Here is a 19,264-nt window from a genome sequence, read left to right as displayed (position 1 = left end):
CGGCTTGCATCTGCGTTTAATAATTCTGTGATAGAGTATTCAGAATCCATTCTTTATTCTGAGTGTAGCCTGACAATGAATATTAAAAATCTCCTTTGTATCGCTGCATTAACGCTCTCCGGTTTCAGCTTTGCGGAAACCGCGCCGGCTGAAGCAGCCCCATCCATGGAAAATAATGGCCTGAAGCACTTCCATAATGTCCGCGTTTCCATGCAGCGCATGCTGCGTTCCGCAGACGGCCAGTATTTTCTGGATTTATACGCCGGCATATGGAATCCGCACGGCACCTTAAAAGACCTCAAAAATCAAAAAAGCATAGCCTTTAAAGGCATTCAGAAGGGCGATCAGCTGAACCTGAAATCGGTCAGCGTGGACAGCATGGATGAAACCGCCACGCAGTATGCCTTGGAAGGAAAATTGAACGCCAATACTGGGCAGATGCCGTCGCTGCTGACGTCTGCGGATAAAGCGGTAAATGCTGAGATTGCATTTGAGCCTGCATTCAAGGCGGCGGATAAGCCGGTTATTGTATTTAAATTTTACGGCCTGGACGGCGAGCAGCAGCCCTACGGCAAAGCGCTGAAGCGCGTGGATATCATCAATAAAAACAATAATGCCGTGATGCAGAGCCTGACTGGATTTACCGCATTTGCCGGCAGCATCGGCTTTCTGGACATCAATTTTGACGGCTATTACGATGTGGTGCTTGCGGATACATCGGAGAACCGCAAAGTGGAAGACAAGCGCTTTATTTACTGGATGTACAATCCGAAAACGCAGCAGTTCCAGCGTTCCCCGCAGCTGGAAAAAATAACTGGCTTTCCGGCCCTGCAGGGCGAAAATCAGCAAATTGATTTCGGCGGCGGCCAGCTGTATCAGGTGCAGAATGGACTGCTGAACCGCATGCCGCAGGGGGAATGATGCATGCGCCAGCTTCAGCATTGCTGGAAAGCCTGATCCGCGCCGGCTGAAAGCAGCGGAAGAATCTTTAAAATGCCTGCAGCAATTGCCGGCATTTCAGCGCAGCCGTGCCGGTTTTTTCCGGGCGGGCAGCTATCTAATTTCCCTATTTTTTCCGCCTGACGCTGCGGAATGCCGCCTGAAGCAAAAGTGCGGCTGGCCCGAAGCAGTCCTGCTGGCAGGACTGGGGTCAAGCGCGATTGTGTTAAGGCCGGAAATAGCCGGCAATAAGCACTGGCCAAAACCGCGCCGCGCGGGATTAGCGCGGCGGAGGAAACGCAGCGCTAAGCCTTTCAGCCGGCAGTGAATTTCACATGGCAAAAGGGAAAAATCATTTAAATTCAGAAAATCCGGCAATGCTGCGGAACAGTGTGCTTTTGCAATAAAGCTTGATCAAGATTTATTTTTTTTGTAATTCTGTGACCGGTTATGTAAAAATTTCTGCGGAAATTACGGCATTTATTGCAGAAACAATCCCTATTTGGGGATGTTTTTATTTGTTAAATTGATCAGCCTTAAAGCAGTGATAGACGTTTCCAAAAACACTGCGTGAATGTTCAATTAAAATTGCGCTGCAGCTGCGCTGAATTAGGCAAAACAGAGCCGAAGTGTAAATTAATGTAAGTTTCTTATAAAAATATACTCATGGAAATACATAAATTTAGTGCATGAAAAACGCGCGGCGCAGCTTTTTGCATTTTCTGTTCAAAAAAAATTCCGCTCAGGCCGGAATGCGCATCGGCTGGGAAAACGCACCTTAAACAATGATGTATTTATGGTTTATTTATATAAGTGTGATTGATTTCATATTTTGTGTGAAAAATGCCGCATAAATTATTTTTAATGAAATTTGTTGAACAATGGTTATGCCATCAGAAGAAATGACGATTGATTAGATTAATCACTCCAAAGCTAAACAGTCCGATCTGGGAAAATGGCTGCTAGATAATAATTCACAAATGGAGAAAACATCATGGCTAAATTAATCGCAGCAGGAATATCTGCACTGGTTTTAGGTTTATGCTCAACAGCAATCTATGCAGGCGAGACAGACTCAAAACGGCCGCCTAAAGGATGCGGCGTTGAGTGTCATGACAAAATTGATATTGAGCTGAAAGTTGAACCGCACTGCGATATCAAGGTATTGACGCCGAAACTTGTACTTAAGGACAGATCGGGCGGCGACAGTGAAACCGGATATTTCAAAGTGGGCGCAAATGCGGTCTATAAGCTGGACTTGAGCACAGCAAACGGCGGCAAGCTGAAAAATGGCTCCAACGCCATTCCGGTGACATTCGAGACTAAACGCGGCGGAACAACCATTCCTATGGGCGTTTCCACAGGCCATCCTGCCACTGGCGGCGGCTGGGCAAGCTACAGCGTGAAAGCCAGCATTGACGAAGTCGGCGTCAGCTATCCGGTCGGAACATATACCGAGCAATACAAAATTAAAGTGTATTTCTAAGTTCCGGCAAGGCTTTGACCGCAGGCAGGCTTGTCATCGGCAGGCCTGCTTCTGCAGCAGAATATCCGCAGCGGCGGGCTGCTTAAAATAAAAATAAGGACAAGGATATGCGTAAATTATTACTGAATGCGGTATTTGCCTCACTGGCCGCAGTGTCAGCCCTGACGCAGGCCGGACTGAAAATTACTCCCATCCAGCTGTATATTGGCGACAAAAGCAATCAGCGCAGCGCCACAGTTACGCTTGACTATACCGAAGTGAGCGCGGCTAAAATTTTTGAAGCCACAGCAGTCAGATGGACGCAGAATGAAAAAGGGGAAGATGTTTACACGCCGGACCCGGATGTGCTGATTAATCCTAAAAACTTTGTGCTGCAGCCGGATTCCAGGCAGCTGGTCCGTGTGGGGTTCCAGCAGCCGGTAGGCGAGATGAACCTTAAAGAGGAAGGGGCCTGGCGGGTTTTATTCAATGAAATTCCGCCGGTGGAGCAGGAAAACTCAGTCAGCTTCCTGTTTACAATTTCACTGCCGCTGTTTATCGGCGCGCAGAATCAGGCGGATCTGCGCCCCAGCGTCAAGTACCGCGCCAACAGTCTGATTCTGACCTTAGCCAACAACGCCAATTCACATATTCAGATTAAAGAAATTTCCCTTGTGGACAGCAGAGGCAATGCGGTTGCTTCTTTTCCTGAAATGAAATATTTGCTGGCAAACCAGCGGGGCGAGTTTGATTTAGGCCAGGTCAAGCTGGCCAGCGCGGAAGCGTACAAAGTGATAATAAAAACGGACAAAGGCGAAGCGCCTTTGGAGATTGCCTTATGAGGTGACCGTCATGATCAGAATCATTGCAGTAATGCCTTGCATAATAACGGGCGCATTCTGTATGACGCTGCTTCATGCTGCTGAAGATAATTTGATTTTAAGCAATGTCTGGCTAAACCAAGTTGACCGGGACACAGAGGTTCTGGTCTTTGAGCAGGATCAGCAGCTGTATGCGGAATGCAGTGTTTTAAAGCAGTTGAAAGTCAAAGTTGAATTAATGAGCCGAAGCGGGCGCAAGCCGGAATTTTGCCTGCTGACGGCGACGGGCATCAAGTCTGAACTGGACAGCAGCCTGCAGGCGGTGAAAATTGAATTGCCGGGGAATTATTTTGAGGCGCAAAGCCTGTCGGAAAGCCCGCTGCTGATGCCGGATAAGGCCTCGCTGGGCGGTTTTGTCAATTATGACCTTTATTTTGAAGATGCGCAGGGCAGCCGGGAATACAGCGCGCTGTCTGAGATTGGCCTGTTCCGGGATTACTGGCTGCTGGATCACGCCATGCTGGCCAAGCATGTGGAAGGCGGCGAAGGCAAGCGCAGTGAAATGCTGCGCCTGAACAGCACCTTCAGCATCGATTTTCCGCAAAACTACACGCGCCTGATGCTGGGCGACAGCACCACGGTCATGAACCCGTTTATGAATTCCCTGCGCTTCGGCGGCCTGAGCTTTGGCACCAGCTATACCGAGCGCCCGGATTTCATTTACTGGAATGCGCCGACTTTGAGGGGCAGCGCGGCCCTGCCTTCCAAAGTTGACCTGCTGCTGAACGGCGTCAGCATTTACCAGCAGCAAGTGACCCCGGGCGATTATGTGCTGCAGACCGGCGCCAGCATTCAGCAGGGGGGAGATGCGCAGGTGGTGGTGGAAGATGTTTTGGGCAACCGGACGGTGCAGACCTTTCCGCTGATGATCAACAACCGGCTGCTGCTGCCGGAGCTGAATGAATACAATATCAGCCTGGGCAAGCTGCGCTATAACTACAATATTGAAAATGATGATTACCGCGAATTCTTCAGCAATCTGTACTTCCGGCGCGGCGTCAGCCATGCGACAACGCTGGGCTTCAATGCGGCCTACAGCGAAGAGGTGCAGAATCTGGGCCTGATGTGGACGCAGTCCGCAGGCAAAATCGCGGTGCTGGATATGTACGCCGCCGGCAGCCGTTCAGCGCAGGAAGACGGCTATTCCGCCGGGACAGCGCTGACCCGCTCCTGGCGCAAGGTGTCTGCAGGCGCATCCATCGCGTATGCATCGCATGGCTACCGGATTCTCGGCTATCAGGACAGCCTGAGCGTGCCGAAATACGACATTCTGGCGTATCTGAATGTTTATGACGTGCCTAGGGTGGGCAGCGTGAACGCCAACTATGTGCAGCGCGAATATTATGATGATGCGGAAGGCTATTCGGTAGACAGCAAGATGCTGAATCTGGGCATTTCCAGAAGCTTCAGCAGCAGCCTGACTTTAGGCCTGACTTATTTCAATGATTTTGCCCCTGAGGGCGATCAGGGCCTGTACTTTTCGCTGAACTACAATTTCGACAGCAGCCGCAGCCTGTATGCCAGCCATTCTACGGAAGATTTCAGCCGCCTGCAGTTTGTGCAGAACAATGTCGCGGAAACCGGCCTGGACTATACCCTGGGCGCCTATCAGCGCGAGGGCGATGTGACTTATCAGGCCTATGGCGCCTACGGCACCCGATTCGGCGACCTGAGCGCGCAGTACCTGCAGTCGCCGGATTATGACTCCAGCATGCTGTCGTACCGCGGCGCCCTGGTGGTGCTGGGCAAAAAAGCCGCGCTGACCCGCTATGTGGACAATGCCTTTGCCCTGGTTCAGGTTGGCGACTATGCCGATGTGGATATTTACCGCTCGCTGTCGCCGATGGGCGCAACCCGCAAGGACGGCAGCTTCTTTGTGCACAATATTGTGCCCTATGTCACCTATGACATTTCCTTCAATCAAGACCAGCTGATGATTGATGACAAGATTGATTATTCCAGCAAGCGCATCATTGTGCTGGATAAGCGTGGCTATGCGCTGAATTTCCCGGTCTACCAGACCCGCCTGATTGTGGCGCGCCTGCTGGATGAGCAGGGGCAGATTCTGGCCCGCGCCAGCGAAGTGTACCTGAATCAGAGCAAAAGCGAGTTCTTCCCGGTCGATGGCGAAGGCAAGGTCTATTTATACGGCTTGAAGCCGGATGTTTATGCCGTCACGGTGAAAACTGCGGGCGGAAAAAGCTGCAGTGCGGTGCTGGCGGTGCCTGCGGAAGCTTCAGAGCAGTCCGCTGCAAAACCGCTGGACTTATTATGCAAATAAGGAGAGGAATCATGAAAAGCCTTATTCCGCTGCTGCTGTGCATGGCGGCCGGCAGCCCGCTGGCGCATGCGGAGCAGTGCGCGATGGCCGCGGTCACTGAAAGCAGCATGCGCCTTGCCGGCTACTTGCGCAGTCAGGCGGCGTCCAGCTTCAGGGTGCGCTGCGACCAAGCCTACAATATCCGCTTCAGCAGCATGAACTTGACCAGTTCAAACGGCGACAGCTATGTGCGCAACGGCGCATTCAGGCTGGCCACGCGCATGCGCATTGAAGGCGCCAATAAAAATGAATGGAATGCGCTGCTGTCGCCGCGGACCGCTGGCCGCGACAATAAATTCGCGGTTGTGGTGGAGCTGGAAGAAACCCCAAGCGTCAGCACGCCGGCCGGCATTTACCGCGATGTGGTGTATGTCAGCCTGGCCTTTTAATCCGCTTGGCGCTGCGCTTTAAGGCGGCATATACTGCCTTGAAGCGCATTTTTCATCTTTAACTTTAAACTGTCACGGCAGCATCATGAAACTGCAAGAATTGCAGCCTATGCTTGGGCTAAAACTCAAATGATAGGTAAGATATGGAACAGGTATCTGCATTCGGTCATTTAAAACAACAAGATTTTCCGGAAAGCTTTAAATTTTATTTTAAGAATAAAAGCGCGCAGAATGTGCAGAATGATATCCGGGTGCTGAATGACCTGGTGCGCCCGAGGCTGAAGATTGCGCTGGTGACAGAAACCTGGCCGCCGGAAATCAACGGCGTGGCTTTGTCGCTTTTGCAGCTTTGCAGGGGCCTGCAGCGGCAGGGGCATAAAATCCTGCTGATCCGTCCTGAACAGAAGCAGGGCTGCAGCCAGTTTTCGCCGAATAAGGAATGCCTGGTGCTGGCGCAGGCTATTCCGCGCTACCCGAGCCTGAAATTCGGCTGGCCGCAGTTTCTGAAAGTTTCCGGCGCAATTGAAGATTTTGAGCCTGACGTGGTGCATATTGTCACCGAAGGCCCGCTGGGGCTGGCTGCCCTGCAGGCGGCGAAAAACCGCAAGATCCCGGTTTCCAGCGGCTTTCATTCGGCCTTTCAGGATTTCAGCCGCTTTTTCGACTTGGCCTTTCTGCTGAAGCCGATTCAGCGCTATCTGTGCTGGTTTCACAACAATACCCAGCTGACCTGCGTGCCAAGCAAAGATACGGCACGTTCCTTGCAGGCCTTAGGGGTGGACTGCCCGATGGCTGTAGTGGGCCGCGGGGTCGATGTGGAATGCTTTCATCCTAAGCATGCATCGGCGCAGCTGCGCCGGCAGTGGGGGGCGGATGAGCAGACCGCCGTGCTGCTGTATGTCGGGAGGCTTTCGCCGGAAAAAGAAGTGCATGCTATTATTAAGGCATTTTCAGCCTTGCAGAAAATCAGCAGGCAGAAGACTTTGCTGGTGATTGTCGGAGATGGGCCGGACAGGGAAAAGCTGCAGCGCTTAAGCGGGAGCGGCGTGATATTTACCGGCAGCTTAAGCGGGGCGCGGCTGTCAGAGGCTTATGCCAGCGCGGATGTATTTGTTTTTGCTAGCCAGGTGGAAACTTTCGGCAATGTGGTGCTGGAAGCCATGGCCAGCGGCTTGCCGGTGCTGGCCTATGACAATGCCTGCGCGCAGCAGCATGTGAGGCATCAGCAGTCAGGCTGGCTGTGCGCCTTAGGCAGCAGCGCCGAATTCCTGCGCCTGATGTGCCAGCTGCCGCAGCGCAGCGTGCTGAAGCGCATGGGGCTGGGTGCGCGGGAAGATATTCAGGATATTGGCTGGCAGTATCCAGTTCAGCAATTCGAACAGGCGCTTTATTCGGCAGCGGAGGCCATCGCATGATGGCTTAAGCCGGCCCGGGCGCTCGAGGACAGAACAATGAAATTCAAGAATGCAAAAATAAGAATGCTCGATCTCGATTTAAAAGGCTGCATCTACCTCAATACTTTTTCCCGCTCAAAGCGGGTGGCGCATTTTTTCAAGCTGGTCAGCCGCCTGGGCGACGGCGTGTTCTGGTATGCCATGCTGGCGGCGGTCTGGCTGCTGCAGGGGCTGCTGTACGGGCTGCAGATGCTGTACCTGATCATCAGCAGCCTGGCGGGCACCGGCATCTATAAAGTGCTGAAAAAGAAAACCGTGCGCCCGCGCCCCTATCAGGTGCATCAGGTGATCCGCCTGGGCGAGCGCCCGCTGGACCACTTCAGCTTTCCTTCAGGGCATACCCTGCATGCGGTGATGGTGACGGCGATTTTAGGCTATGTGCAGCCGCTGCTGCTGATCCTGATGCTGCCGTTTACCGTGCTGGTGGCGCTGTCGCGCATGGTGCTGGGGCTGCATTATCCCAGCGATGTGGCGGTCGGGGCAATGATTGGCGGGGCGGTGGCCGGCGGAATTGTATGCGGCGCGCCGCTGCTGAATATTGTGCTGTAAATTTTCACTGCCGGATCCGGCAAAACGCACGCAGCTTTTGGGAAATTTGCTAAAGTACGGCATTATTCAAACAATTTTAGGAAGACTCATGGGCTTACGCTGGACAGATACTATTGATATCGCAATTGAGCTGTATGAAGCGCATCCAGATGTCGATCCGCAGTGGATCCGCTTCACCGACCTGCATGCCTGGGTTTGCGCCTTGCCGGAATTTGCTGACGATCCGGCAAAATCCACCGAAGGCCTGCTGGAAGCCATTCAAATGGCGTGGATTGACGAAGCCAGCTGATCCCTGCGCTGAAAAAAGCAATTTTTTTTACATCTCAAAAGCGGAAAATAGCGCATTATTCGGTATAATGCGCCAAATTTTCCTGTCAACATTGTGACTTAAGGAGCCAATCATGGCTATTGAACGTACTTTATCTATCGTAAAACCAGACGCAGTTGCTAAAAACCACATCGGCGACATCTTTGCCCGTTTTGAAAAAGCTGGCCTGCAAATCGTTGCAACTAAAATGAAGCACCTGACTCAAGCTGAAGCTGAAGGCTTCTACGCTGAGCATAAAGAACGCGGTTTCTTTGCTGACCTGGTTGCATTCATGACTTCTGGCCCGGTAGTTGTTTCAGTGCTTGAAGGCGAAAACGCAGTTCTTGCTCACCGCGACATCCTTGGCGCGACTAACCCTAAAGAAGCGGCTCCAGGCACTATCCGCGCTGACTTCGCTGTAAGCATCGACGAAAACGCTGCTCACGGTTCTGACTCTGTAGCATCTGCTGACCGTGAAGTGAACTACTTCTTCGCTCAGACTGAGATTGCTCCGCGTACTCGTTAATTCGCAGTATTCAAGCCAGATAAGTGCTATTATGCTTATCTGGTTTTTTTATTCCCTGAATAAAGCTTTGCTCGTTTATTGAGCTTCTCCTTTCATCTATAGACATGGTTTAGGTAATTACACATGAGTAATGAAGTGGCCGCTGTATCGGCAATTTCTGATGTGCAGCAACAATCTCCGTCCGCTCCGGCACAGCCTGCTGCGCCGAAAGTGAACTTACTCGGCATGTCGCGCCCGCAAATGGAAAAATTCTTCGAAGATATGGGGGAGAAGAAGTTCCGCGCCGGGCAAGTGATGAAATGGATTCACCAGTTTTTTGTCACCGACTTTGCCGAAATGACCAATATTTCAGGCAAGCTGCGTGAAAAATTAGAAAAAATCTCTGAAATTAAAGCGCCTGAAGTGGTGCACCGCAACTATTCCAAAGACGGCACGCGCAAATGGGTATTCCGCGTCGGCGAAGGCGCCGGCTCTCTGGTGGAAACCGTGCTGATTCCAGCCGAAGACAAAACAGGTTCGCGCAAGACCCTGTGCATTTCTTCGCAGGTCGGCTGCGCGCTCGACTGCTCATTCTGCTCAACCGGCAAGCAGGGCTTCCAGCGCGACTTGAGCCAGGCGGAAATCATCGGCCAGCTGTGGATGGCCAATCTGTCCTATATGGAAGATGTGCCGGTGGCTGAGCGCGAGCGTTCGGTGACCAATGTGGTGATGATGGGCATGGGCGAGCCGCTGCTGAATTATGACGCCGTGCTGAATTCCATGCGCATCATGCTGGATGACTTCGCCTACGGCATGTCCAAGCGCCGTGTGACGCTGTCCACCTCCGGCGTGGTGCCGAAAATTGACCAGCTGGCGCAGGATATTGACGTTGCGCTCGCCATTTCGCTGCACGCGCCGAATGATGCGCTGCGCAATGAGCTGGTGCCGATCAATAAAAAATACCCGCTGGAGCAGCTGATCGCCGCCTGCCAGCGCTATATCGGCAAAGACGGCAATGAAAGCTCGCGCAAGCATGTGACGATTGAATATGTCATGCTGGACGGCGTAAACGACAAGCCGGGGCATGCGCAGCAGATGATCCGCCTGCTGAAGAACCTGCCGAGCAAAATTAATTTAATTCCTTTTAATCCGTTCCCGCATGCGCCCTACGGGCGTTCCAGCCGCAACCGGATTATTTCTTTCCAAAAAACTTTGTCTGATGCCGGATTTGTGTGTACGATTCGTCAGACCCGCGGCGATGATATTGACGCCGCCTGCGGGCAGCTGGTCGGGCAGGTTGCTGACCGCACCCGGCGCGCAGAGCAGTGGAAACAGAAAGTTGCGCAGCAGAACGAAATCCTGCGCACACAAGGATAATAAGAGGCGGCCAATTGAGAACCTTAAGGTATAAACTTGCTTTCATTTCATCTTTAAGCCTTGCAGCTTTGGCGCTGACGGCCTGCCAGACCCCAGATCTCGGCAAAAAAGATCCGGAGAAGGCAGCCAAAGTGCGCACTCAATTGGCGGTTGAATACATTAAGGCCGGCGACCTGGACGCGGCCAAGCGCGCGCTGGATCAGGCGCTGGAAACGCAGCCGCGCGACGCCCAAGCCAATATGATGATGGGCGTGCTGCTGCAGCAGGAAGGCAGCCCGCTGAATATGGAAAAAGCCGACAGCTATTTCCGGCGCGCCATTTCCGCAGAACCGAAAAATGCGCAGGCGCGTAACAACTATGGTACGTATTTGTATCAAATTGAGCGCTATAATGACGCGCTTGAACAGCTGAACATCGCCGGCGCGACACTGGGCTATGATCAGCGCGCGCGCGCGCTGGAAAATGCCGGCCGGATTTACCTGAAGCTGGGCGATGCCGCGAATGCTGAAAAATCATTCAAGCAGGCCCTGCAGGCCAATCGAGATTCCTTCATTTCAATGTTAGAGTTGGCGGAAATTTTTTATTTAAACCAGCAAACCGCTGCCGCGACGCAAATGTATGAACAGTTTGTGCGCGCAGTCGGGCAGAAAAACCAGAGCGCCCGCGCGCTCTGGATTGGCATCCGCACTGCGCGTGCGAATGGGGACAGTCTGGGCATGCAGGCGCTGGTCAACCAGCTGCGGGCGCTGTTCCCTGAAAGTCCCGAATACCAACGTTATTTGCAATTACAGTACAGTACTGAGGCCGTATGGAAGTAAATCCTAATTCACCGCAATCGAATGGTTCGAGCGCTGCTCCAAATGCGTTAGGAAATGTACAGCGCCCGGGCGAGTACTTGCGCCAAATCCGCATTACCCAGAAGCGCGAGCTCAGCGACGCCGCTGCCGAGCTGAATATTCCGGTGAAAACGCTGACCGCGCTGGAGCAGGATGAGTATACGTCTTTGCCTGAAGCGACCTTCATCAAGGGCTATTACCGCATTTACGCCAAACTCCTGAATGTGGACGCGACCAGCATTATTCAGCGTTTTGATGAGATTTACGCCAATGATACCGGCCTGCTGCCGAATCACGCCCTGAACAATTCGCCGATTAAAATCATGGGCAAGCTGCCGGGTTCAAACCGCGACCGCAACCGCAAATGGATCAAGCGCGGCCTGATCGCCCTGCTTGCGCTTGCGGTTCTGGGCATTCTGGCCGCCGTGATTCAGAATATGTCCAGCGGCGCGGACAGCGATGCGCAGGCCTTGGCGCCGGAAGCGTCTGATGTGCAGGTGCTGAGTTCTGGCAGCAGTGGCGCCGTATCCGGCGACCAGCTGAGCCTGCAGTTCAACCGCCCGACCTCTGTGCATATTGTTGACTCAGCAGGCAAGGTGCTGGCGACTGGCCGCCAGGCTTCCACTTTAGATTTATCCGGCGAAGCGCCATTCCAGATCCGCCTGGATGATGCTGCTGCCGTGTCACTCAGCTTAAATAATGAAGCGGTTTCATTGTCGCCATATACGGTAAACGGCAAGGCAGAATTCCGTTTATCACGCTAATGGACAGGGGTAGAGCGAAAACATGATTGCAAATCCAATTCAGCGCCGTCCGACCCGCAAAATCCGCGTCGGTTCGGTGCATGTGGGCGGCGATGCGCCGATCAGCATTCAAAGCATGACCAATACTGAAACCTGCGATGTGGAAGCGACCGTGGCGCAGATTCAGCGCTGCGCCGATGCCGGCGCGGACATCATGCGGGTTTCTGTGCCGAGCATGGAAGCCGCTGAAGCGTTCGGGGAAATCCGCAAGCGCGTGCAGGTGCCTTTGGTTGCAGATATTCATTTTGACTATAAAATTGCGCTGAAAGCTGCCGACATGGGCGCTGACTGCCTGCGGATCAACCCGGGCAATATCGGCTCTGAAGCGAAAATCCGCGAAGTGGTGGCTGCGGCGCGCCATCATGACATTTCCATGCGGATTGGCGTAAATGCCGGCTCGCTGGAAAAAGACATTCAGAAGAAATACGGCGAGCCGACCGGCGAAGCGCTGCTGGAATCGGCAATGCGCCATATTGATATTCTGGACCGCCTGAATTTTCAGGAGTTCAAGATTTCGGTCAAGGCCTCCAATGTGTTTTTGACCATGGATGCTTACCGCCTGCTGTCGAAACAGATTGACAATCCGCTGCACTTGGGCGTTACGGAAGCGGGCATTTACCGCACTGGCTCGGTCAAATCGGCTATCGCCTTAGGCGGCCTGCTGATGGAAGGCATCGGCGACACCATGCGCATTTCGCTGGCGGCTGAGCCTGAAGAAGAAGTGAAAATCGGCTTTGATATTTTAAAGTCACTGGGGCTGCGCTCCAACGGCATCAACTTTATTGCCTGCCCGAGCTGCTCGCGTCAGGAATTCAACGTGATTAAAGTGATGCAGTCGCTGGAAGAGCGCCTGGAGGATATTCGCACGCCGATGGATGTATCGGTCATTGGCTGCAAGGTGAATGGCCCGGGTGAAGCTAAAGAGGCCGATATCGGCATCGTTGGCGCAAGTCCGCGCTCACTGGTGTACAGAAATGGTGAAAAAAGCCATTTAATTGATACAAATCAGCTGGTTGATGAAATCGAAACGATGGTCCGCCAGCGGGTTCAAGCGCTTGAAGAAGCTAAATCTAAAGAAATTATACGCAGTAAATCATGAGTTCAATTGTCGCAATTAAAGGTTTTAATGACATTCTTCCTACGCAAACACCAGCGTGGAGGCGTCTTGAGCAGCATTTAGCGTCCTTAATGGATGCCTACGGCTACCAGCAGATCCGCCTGCCGATTGTGGAGCAGACCACGCTGTTCAAGCGTTCGATCGGCGATGCGACGGATATTGTCGAAAAGGAAATGTACACTTTTCTGGACAAAGGCAATCCGCCGGAGTCCCTGACTTTGCGTCCTGAAGGCACGGCGGGCTGTGTGCGCGCCATGCTGGAGCATAACCTGCTGCGCGGCGCTGCGCCGCGGGTATGGTATGTCGGGCCAATGTTCCGCTATGAAAAGCCGCAGAAAGGCCGCTACCGCCAGTTCCACCAGTTCGGCGTGGAAACTTTCGGCGTGGCGACGCCGGATCAGGATGCAGAGCTGATTCTGATGACGGCGCGCCTGTGGAAGCGCATGGGCGTTGCGGACAAAGTGCAGCTGGAGCTGAATACCCTGGGTGAATCTGAAGAGCGCGCAGCTTACCGCGCAGCGCTGGTGGAGTTTTTGAACGCGCATAAGGATGCGCTGGACGAAGACTCGCAGCGCCGCCTGACGACCAATCCATTGCGCATTCTGGACTCAAAAGACGCGCGCACGCAGCAGATTCTGGAAAATGCGCCGAAGCTGCATGACTTCATGGGTGAAGACACCATGCAGCATTTTGCGCAGCTGCAGCAGTATTTGACCGATGCCGGCATTGCGTTTGTGATTAACCAGAAACTGGTGCGCGGCCTGGACTATTACAACAAGACCGTCTTTGAATGGACAACTGCGCATTTAGGCTCGCAGGGCACAGTCTGCGCCGGCGGCCGCTATGACGGCCTGGTGGGCCAGCTGAAAGGCAAGCCGGATCAGACCGTTCCGGCTGTGGGCTTCGCCATGGGCATGGAGCGCTTATTGCTGCTGCTGGAGCAGGTCGAAGACAATGCGCCTGTGCGCGACTGCGAAATCTTCCTGGTTTCCGACGCTGCGGTGCAGGGCAAGGCTCTGGTGCTGGCTGAGCAAATCCGCGACCAGCTGGAAGCGGCCGGCAGCGCTGTCCGCCTGAAAGTCGGCTCGCAGGGTTCAATGAAGAGCCAGATGAAAAAAGCCGATCAGGCCGGCGCGCTGTATGCGGTGATTTTCGGTGAGCGTGAGCAGGCCGCGCAGCAGGTGTTAGTCAAGGAGCTGGCGACAGCGCAGCAGACTGAGGTTGCAGCAGCCGGCTTTGTGCCATTTATTATTGAACAGCTTTCTTCAAAATAAGCCATAAAACATAAGGAAAAGGGTCGTCAAATGAACGCGTTAAGTGATGATGAACAACTTGATAATTTAAAGTCTTTCACTAAGAAGTATGGCTCTGCCATGATTAGCGGGATTTTAATTGCGTTGATTGCCTTTTTCGGCTGGGAATACTGGCAAAAGAAAAATTTAGCTGCTTCGCAAATTGAAACAGCTAAGGTGCAGCAGCTGATGGACAGCGCAAGAAGCGCGCAGGGCGATGCTTTTACGCAGCTGTCTACAGCGGCTGACAGCATCATGAAGGCTTCTCCGGATTCGCCGCAGGCGGTTCAGGCGCAGCTGGTCATGGCCAAGCTGGCGTATGACAAGGCGGATTATGCCGGTGCGGAAAAAGCGCTGAAAAAAGTTGAAAATGCCAAAGACAGCGATGCCGGCCTGCTTCAGGTAGTGAAGCTGCGCCTGGCCTATGCGCAGCTGGCGCAGAAGAAATATGATGAAGCGCTGAAAACTCTGGCTGCGGTCAATGATCCGGCATTTAAAGCCACTGCCGACGAAGCGCGCGGCGATGTGTATGTTGCCAAAAATGATATTGAAAATGCCAAAAAAGTATATCAAAGTGCATGGGATGCGCTGCTTGAGCGCAAAGAAGAGCGTCAGATTTTACAAATTAAACTCGAAAGCGTAGGCGTTTTAGTCGATGATCCTGAAATCGAACGCCCGATTTTAGAGACACAAATGGAAGCAGCTGAATGAATAGAAAATACAAAATTGCCTGTGCGCTGACTGTTTTAACGCTTGCGCTTGCAGGCTGCGCCAGCAAAGGCGCTAAAGTTGAGGAAGCGAAGCCGAATCCTCTGCCGAAACTTGTACAGGCTAAAACGCTGGTTCCTGTATTTTCTACAAATGTCGCTTCCGCAAGTGAAGCCGACCCGCTGCGCTTGCGTTTAGATGTCGATAATGGCGTAATTTTTGTCATCAATCCGAACGGCGAAGTTGAAGCCTACCGGGGCAAGCAGCGCCTGTGGCAGAAAAAAGTCTCCAAGCAGGGCTTAAGCTCAGGCGTTGAAGCGGCTGACGGGCTGGTTGTTGTCGGCAGCAGCAAGGGCCAGCTGTACGCGCTGGATCAGGCCACCGGCGAGGAAAAATGGAGTGCGCAGCTGTCCGGCGCGATTCTTGCGCCTTCGCTGATTCATGCCGGCCGGGTGATCAGCATCGCCAATGACGGCACGGTATATGCGCATGAAGCGGCCACCGGCAAGCAGGCCTGGACCTACAATCTGCCGAATGTGCAGTTCAGCCTGCGCGGCCAGGCTGCGCCTGTGCCGCTGGATGCGCGCAATGTGCTGATTGCTTCAGCCAATGCCTATATTTATGCCCTCGATGCCGTCAGCGGCGCGCCGAAAATGCAGCGCCGTGTTGCCGTAACTGAAGGCCGTTCAGACATTCAGCGCCTGATTGACATTGACGGCGACCCGGCCGTTGCCGGCCAGTTTGTGGTGACCACAAGCTATCAGGGCCAGGTCACTGTGCTGGATCTGGTTTCGCAGCAGGTGGTGTGGAGCGAAGACGCCAGCAGCATTCAGCGCCCTGAAGTACAGGGCAACGGCGTATTTGTCGCGCAGACCGATGGCAAAATCACCGCCTATGAAATTACTACCGGCAGCAAGCTGTGGGAAAATGACCAGCTGCTGAACCGCCAGCTGAGCAACCCGGTGATGCTGGGCAATGTCCTGGTGGTCGGCGATATGGACGGCGTGCTGCACCTGCTGAACCCGGCGACCGGCGAAATTGTCGGGCGCTCAAAAACCAGCGGCGAAGTGCGCACCTTGCGCGTCATTGACGGCCAGCTGTACGCTGCGACGCGCAAAGGCGCAATGAGTGTCTGGCAGAATCGTTAATTTTTGCAGCTTATGCTAAAATAGGCAAACTGTATTTTTCAACGCGGGGGATTGCGCAGTCAATGCCCCGTGTTTTTATTCAGGCATTTGTCCTAATTCTTATTCTTCCAATACTTTCTGATGTTCAGACCAGACCTAGCTGGCTGATCTTGAATAAAGGTTAATCTATGAAACCCGTAATTGCGCTCATTGGTCGTCCGAACGTCGGAAAATCAACGCTGTTTAACCAAATCACCAAGAGCCGCGACGCTCTCGTTGCTGACTTTGCCGGCCTGACCCGTGACCGCAAGTACGGCGATGCGACATTCCAGAACAAATCCTTCATTGTAGTGGATACCGGCGGCATCGGCGAAAGCGAAGGCGGCATTGACTCCTACATGGCGGAGCAGTCGAAAACCGCGATTCACGAAGCGGATATCATTATTTTTGTGGTGGACGCCCGCGCCGGCCTGCTGGCTTCAGATGAGCAGATCGCCCGCGAGCTGCGCACCCTAGGCAAGAAAGTCTACTTGGCCGCCAACAAGGTGGACGGCGTGCATGCCGAAGCTGCGCTGGTGGAGTTCTACAAGCTGGGCATGGGCGAGCCGATGCAAGTGGCTGCCAGCCACGGCCGCGGCGTGCAGCAGATGCTGGAAGACGTGCTGCAGGATGTGCCTGAAGATGAAAATCCGGATGAGCATGACAAAGACACCGGCCTGCGCCTGGCGATTATTGGCCGTCCAAACGTCGGAAAATCGACGCTGGTCAACCGCCTGCTGGGCGAAGACCGCGTGGTGGCGTTTGACCAGCCGGGCACAACGCGCGACTCGGTCTATATTCCGTTTGAGCGCGACGGCCGCAAATATACCCTGATTGATACCGCCGGCGTGCGCCGCAAAGGCAAAGTCGATGAAATGATTGAGAAGTTCTCAATTGTGAAAACCCTGCAGGCGATGAAAGACGCGCATGTGGTGGTGATTGTGGTTGATGCGCGCGACGGCATTGTCGAGCAGGACCTGCACCTGATCGGCTATGCGCTGGAAGCCGGCCGCGCCATGGTGATTGCGATAAACAAATGGGACAACATGTCCGACTATGACCGCAAGCAGTGCAAGCTGGATGTAGACCGCCGCTTTGACTTCATTCCGTGGGCGAAAATTCACCTGATTTCCGCGCTGCACGGCACCGGCGTCGGCGACCTGTATCCTTCAATTCACCGCGCTTATGACTCTTCGCATCTGAAGGTGTCGCCGGCAAAAATCACCCAGATTTTAAGCGATGCGACCGATGCGCATCAGCCGCCAATGGTGGGCGGCCGCCGCATCAAGATGCGCTATGCGCACATGGGCGGGCAGAATCCGCCGACAATTGTCATTCACGGCAACAAGGTCGACAAAACGCCTGCGGATTACCGCCGCTATTTGGAAAATGTCTTCCGTAAAGTGTACAAGCTGGAAGGCACGCCGGTAAAAATTGAATTCAGAACCTCTGAGAACCCGTTTGAAGGGCGCAAGTCGCAAATGGATGAGCGCACGGCAGCGCGCAAGCGCCGCTATGTGCAGAAATTCAAGAAAGCCGAGAAGAAATTTAAGCGCTGATCGGCCTGAATCCTCAGTTCAGCCGCTGAACTGAAAGAAAAGCCTGCTTCCTGAAAGCGGGCTTTTTCATGCCCAGCCGGAACGCCGGCGCATTCAGCTGCTACCTGAAGCCGTCTTCATTTTTATCGACTTCAATTCTGAACAGCCTGCTGCCGTTGCGCGCATACACCAAGCGGCCGGCGCCTTTGTAGTAGGCTTCAAAACGGTACTGATCCTGCGAAAAAGCGCCGGCAATCGGAATCCAGGCCCTGCTGGTCTGGCGGATTTTATGGTCGGCCGGTATGCCGACCAGATCTTCAACCTGGCGCTTGGACATGCCGATTTTCAGCGCTGAAAACGGCGAATTCTGATAGTCGCCGATGATTTCTCCGTTGAAGCTGCCGTCAAGGGAGGCTGCCTGAAGTGCAGGTTTTGAAGATGCGGCCTTTTGGCCTGATGACAGCGGCATGGAAGAGCACGCGATTAAGCTTAGGCTTCCGGCTAAAACACAGATTAATTTTTTCATAATCAAGCCCTTTTTATCTGCACAGTCCTTGGCGGGGCTGCTCGGTGGGTGCGGATGAAAGCGCTTTACGGGCCGCAGTTTTTATATCGGCTTAAATTGATTTTATTGACTGAATGAGCATTTAGCTGTTGGTGTGTGAGCTCATTAATAGGTGCGGCGGCAAAGTCATTTTATAATACAGCATCTGAAAAAGCCTGAAAAACACTATTTGTTTTCAGGCTGTAACGGGCTTTTACGGCCTTTTGGCCAAAAACAGATTGCCCAGCCGGCTGACAAACTGCGGGCTGATTTTTGTCAGGCTAAACAGGATCTTAGTCTGCATTCCCACCGGGCGGTGCGTGGGCGTGAATGCGCCGGCATGGGCCGTAGCCAGGCTGAAGATTTGCGCCGCCACATCTTCCGGCGTCAGATGCACGCCGATCTTATGAATGCTTTCGGCATTCATGTCTTTCACCATCGCGGTTTGCACAAACAACGGCATCACGTCCAGCACGCGAATGCCGTATTTCTGCCATTCGGTATCCAGGCTTTCGGTCAGCCCGCGCACGGCGAACTTGCTGGCGGAATAAGAGGCCAGATCGGCCTGGCCGTAAATTGCCGATGCTGAAGACAGGTTGATGACCCGCGCAAAAGCCGCGGCTTTCAGGTAGGGAAAGGCGGCGTGGCAGCCGTTGATTACGCCCTTGACGTTGATGTCAATGGTGCTGTGATGGGCTTCAATGCTGGTCTGCTCAAAAGGGCCTGAATGCAGAATGCCGGCATTATTCACCAGAATATTCAGTCCGCCGGCCCATTGGCTGAACTCCTGCAGGGCGCTGCGCCAGTGCTGGATATCGGCTGCATCCAGCAGGCCGGCTTTGGCGTTCGGGCCGAGCTGCTGGGCCAGCTGCTGCGCCTGCGCCGCATTAATGTCGTAAATGCCGACTTTAAAGCCGTGCAGGTAAAATAATTTGGCCGCCGCGGCGCCAATGCCCTGAGCGGCGCCGCTGATCAAGACGCTTTGCATGCTATTCTTCTCCTTATGATTTTTTATTGCTGAGCGTATTTTGAGCATAGCAAATTCTGCGGCTGAAAGAATACGCTGCAGCTTAA

19 protein-coding genes are annotated in these 19,264 nt (G+C 53.5%); 17 read left to right on the top strand and 2 right to left on the bottom strand.

Translation table 11 applies throughout. The annotated features are described in order from the left end of the window. Positions 1–75: 75 nt before the first annotated feature. The 17 genes from BEN74_RS08340 to der all read left to right on the top strand — a co-directional run bounded on the left by BEN74_RS08340 (position 76) and on the right by der (position 17,667). Positions 76–921: an XAC2610-related protein gene (locus BEN74_RS08340; RefSeq protein ID WP_068907814.1), complete on the top strand. Its 846-nt coding sequence runs from the start codon at positions 76–78 to the stop codon at positions 919–921. A gap of 1,012 nt (positions 922–1,933) precedes the next feature. Continuing rightward, entirely contained in the window at positions 1,934–2,425 is a 492-nt protein-coding gene (locus tag BEN74_RS08330; protein WP_068907810.1) for a hypothetical protein, read from the top strand. A 107-nt stretch (positions 2,426–2,532) separates the two neighbouring features. Next, a complete protein-coding gene (locus tag BEN74_RS08325) occupies positions 2,533–3,246 on the top strand; it encodes a molecular chaperone (RefSeq protein ID WP_068907808.1) in 714 nt (237 codons plus the stop codon). A gap of 61 nt (positions 3,247–3,307) precedes the next feature. Then, the gene (locus BEN74_RS08320) at positions 3,308–5,566 is read left to right on the top strand and encodes a fimbria/pilus outer membrane usher protein (RefSeq protein WP_228200410.1); all 2,259 of its coding nucleotides are present in this window, start codon (positions 3,308–3,310) and stop codon (positions 5,564–5,566) included. A gap of 11 nt (positions 5,567–5,577) precedes the next feature. Then, positions 5,578–5,994: a hypothetical protein gene (locus BEN74_RS08315; protein WP_068907806.1), complete on the top strand. Its 417-nt coding sequence runs from the start codon at positions 5,578–5,580 to the stop codon at positions 5,992–5,994. 143 nt (positions 5,995–6,137) lie between these two features. After that, positions 6,138–7,409 carry a glycosyltransferase family 4 protein gene (locus BEN74_RS08310; RefSeq protein ID WP_068907804.1) on the top strand — a complete coding sequence of 424 codons (1,272 nt, stop codon included), beginning with the start codon at positions 6,138–6,140 and terminating at the stop codon, positions 7,407–7,409. Positions 7,410–7,445: 36 nt separating this feature from the next. Beyond that, positions 7,446–7,997 (top strand): phosphatase PAP2 family protein, encoded by a 552-nt coding sequence (locus BEN74_RS08305; RefSeq protein ID WP_068907803.1) that lies wholly within the window; start codon positions 7,446–7,448, stop codon positions 7,995–7,997. Between the two features lie 88 nt (positions 7,998–8,085). Then, positions 8,086–8,286, top strand: coding sequence for a Fe-S cluster assembly protein IscX (gene iscX / locus BEN74_RS08300; protein WP_068907801.1), 201 nt, complete (start codon positions 8,086–8,088; stop codon positions 8,284–8,286). A 112-nt stretch (positions 8,287–8,398) separates the two neighbouring features. Next, complete coding sequence (gene ndk / locus BEN74_RS08295) at positions 8,399–8,830, top strand: nucleoside-diphosphate kinase (RefSeq protein ID WP_004647460.1); 432 nt, start codon at positions 8,399–8,401, stop codon at positions 8,828–8,830. 123 nt (positions 8,831–8,953) lie between these two features. Continuing rightward, the gene (gene rlmN, locus BEN74_RS08290; RefSeq protein WP_068907799.1) at positions 8,954–10,186 is read left to right on the top strand and encodes a 23S rRNA (adenine(2503)-C(2))-methyltransferase RlmN; all 1,233 of its coding nucleotides are present in this window, start codon (positions 8,954–8,956) and stop codon (positions 10,184–10,186) included. A 14-nt stretch (positions 10,187–10,200) separates the two neighbouring features. Further along, positions 10,201–11,004, top strand: a complete 804-nt coding sequence (gene pilW, locus BEN74_RS08285; RefSeq protein ID WP_068907797.1) for a type IV pilus biogenesis/stability protein PilW — start codon at positions 10,201–10,203, stop codon at positions 11,002–11,004. After that, positions 10,995–11,786, top strand: coding sequence for a helix-turn-helix domain-containing protein (locus tag BEN74_RS08280; protein ID WP_068907795.1), 792 nt, complete (start codon positions 10,995–10,997; stop codon positions 11,784–11,786). The genes pilW and BEN74_RS08280 overlap by 10 nt, the downstream gene beginning before the upstream one ends. 22 nt (positions 11,787–11,808) lie before the next feature. After that, positions 11,809–12,924, top strand: coding sequence for a flavodoxin-dependent (E)-4-hydroxy-3-methylbut-2-enyl-diphosphate synthase (ispG, locus tag BEN74_RS08275; protein ID WP_068907793.1), 1,116 nt, complete (start codon positions 11,809–11,811; stop codon positions 12,922–12,924). Continuing rightward, positions 12,921–14,216, top strand: coding sequence for a histidine--tRNA ligase (hisS, locus tag BEN74_RS08270; RefSeq protein WP_068907791.1), 1,296 nt, complete (start codon positions 12,921–12,923; stop codon positions 14,214–14,216). Before ispG ends, hisS begins: the two co-directional genes overlap by 4 nt. 30 nt (positions 14,217–14,246) lie before the next feature. Continuing rightward, on the top strand, positions 14,247–14,945 hold the full coding sequence (locus BEN74_RS08265) for a YfgM family protein (protein ID WP_068907789.1): 699 nt from the start codon (positions 14,247–14,249) through the stop codon (positions 14,943–14,945). Then, positions 14,942–16,090, top strand: coding sequence for an outer membrane protein assembly factor BamB (gene bamB / locus BEN74_RS08260; protein ID WP_068907787.1), 1,149 nt, complete (start codon positions 14,942–14,944; stop codon positions 16,088–16,090). The genes BEN74_RS08265 and bamB overlap by 4 nt, the downstream gene beginning before the upstream one ends. 167 nt (positions 16,091–16,257) lie before the next feature. Then, positions 16,258–17,667 carry a ribosome biogenesis GTPase Der gene (gene der / locus BEN74_RS08255; RefSeq protein ID WP_068907785.1) on the top strand — a complete coding sequence of 470 codons (1,410 nt, stop codon included), beginning with the start codon at positions 16,258–16,260 and terminating at the stop codon, positions 17,665–17,667. A 100-nt stretch (positions 17,668–17,767) separates the two neighbouring features. On the opposite strand, the gene BEN74_RS08250 is transcribed toward der, so the two are convergent. Beyond that, complete coding sequence (locus tag BEN74_RS08250) at positions 17,768–18,172, bottom strand: hypothetical protein (RefSeq protein ID WP_162898163.1); 405 nt, start codon at positions 18,170–18,172, stop codon at positions 17,768–17,770. Positions 18,173–18,404: 232 nt separating this feature from the next. Continuing rightward, positions 18,405–19,178: an SDR family oxidoreductase gene (locus BEN74_RS08245; protein WP_068907781.1), complete on the bottom strand. Its 774-nt coding sequence runs from the start codon at positions 19,176–19,178 to the stop codon at positions 18,405–18,407. Positions 19,179–19,264: the final 86 nt, after the last annotated feature.

The organism is Acinetobacter sp. WCHAc010034, assembly GCF_001696615.3.
GTDB lineage: Bacteria > Pseudomonadota > Gammaproteobacteria > Pseudomonadales > Moraxellaceae > Acinetobacter.
The sequence above is the reverse complement of the archived record's forward strand: the minus strand, read 5'-3'. Positions and strand labels throughout refer to the sequence as shown.

What these genes read in the sequence shown, in the direction of transcription:
- BEN74_RS08340 (WP_068907814.1), top strand. Translation starts at nt 76, where the DNA reads ATGAATATTAAAAATCTCCTTTGTATCGCTGCATTAACGCTCTCCGGT.
- BEN74_RS08330 (WP_068907810.1), top strand. Translation starts at nt 1,934, where the DNA reads ATGGCTAAATTAATCGCAGCAGGAATATCTGCACTGGTTTTAGGTTTA.
- BEN74_RS08325 (WP_068907808.1), top strand. Translation starts at nt 2,533, where the DNA reads ATGCGTAAATTATTACTGAATGCGGTATTTGCCTCACTGGCCGCAGTG.
- BEN74_RS08320 (WP_228200410.1), top strand. Translation starts at nt 3,308, where the DNA reads ATGACGCTGCTTCATGCTGCTGAAGATAATTTGATTTTAAGCAATGTC.
- BEN74_RS08315 (WP_068907806.1), top strand. Translation starts at nt 5,578, where the DNA reads ATGAAAAGCCTTATTCCGCTGCTGCTGTGCATGGCGGCCGGCAGCCCG.
- BEN74_RS08310 (WP_068907804.1), top strand. Translation starts at nt 6,138, where the DNA reads ATGGAACAGGTATCTGCATTCGGTCATTTAAAACAACAAGATTTTCCG.
- BEN74_RS08305 (WP_068907803.1), top strand. Translation starts at nt 7,446, where the DNA reads ATGAAATTCAAGAATGCAAAAATAAGAATGCTCGATCTCGATTTAAAA.
- iscX (WP_068907801.1), top strand. Translation starts at nt 8,086, where the DNA reads ATGGGCTTACGCTGGACAGATACTATTGATATCGCAATTGAGCTGTAT.
- ndk (WP_004647460.1), top strand. Translation starts at nt 8,399, where the DNA reads ATGGCTATTGAACGTACTTTATCTATCGTAAAACCAGACGCAGTTGCT.
- rlmN (WP_068907799.1), top strand. Translation starts at nt 8,954, where the DNA reads ATGAGTAATGAAGTGGCCGCTGTATCGGCAATTTCTGATGTGCAGCAA.
- BEN74_RS08280 (WP_068907795.1), top strand. Translation starts at nt 10,995, where the DNA reads ATGGAAGTAAATCCTAATTCACCGCAATCGAATGGTTCGAGCGCTGCT.
- ispG (WP_068907793.1), top strand. Translation starts at nt 11,809, where the DNA reads ATGATTGCAAATCCAATTCAGCGCCGTCCGACCCGCAAAATCCGCGTC.
- hisS (WP_068907791.1), top strand. Translation starts at nt 12,921, where the DNA reads ATGAGTTCAATTGTCGCAATTAAAGGTTTTAATGACATTCTTCCTACG.
- BEN74_RS08265 (WP_068907789.1), top strand. Translation starts at nt 14,247, where the DNA reads ATGAACGCGTTAAGTGATGATGAACAACTTGATAATTTAAAGTCTTTC.
- bamB (WP_068907787.1), top strand. Translation starts at nt 14,942, where the DNA reads ATGAATAGAAAATACAAAATTGCCTGTGCGCTGACTGTTTTAACGCTT.
- der (WP_068907785.1), top strand. Translation starts at nt 16,258, where the DNA reads ATGAAACCCGTAATTGCGCTCATTGGTCGTCCGAACGTCGGAAAATCA.
- BEN74_RS08250 (WP_162898163.1), bottom strand. Translation starts at nt 18,172, where the DNA reads ATGAAAAAATTAATCTGTGTTTTAGCCGGAAGCCTAAGCTTAATCGCG.
- BEN74_RS08245 (WP_068907781.1), bottom strand. Translation starts at nt 19,178, where the DNA reads ATGCAAAGCGTCTTGATCAGCGGCGCCGCTCAGGGCATTGGCGCCGCG.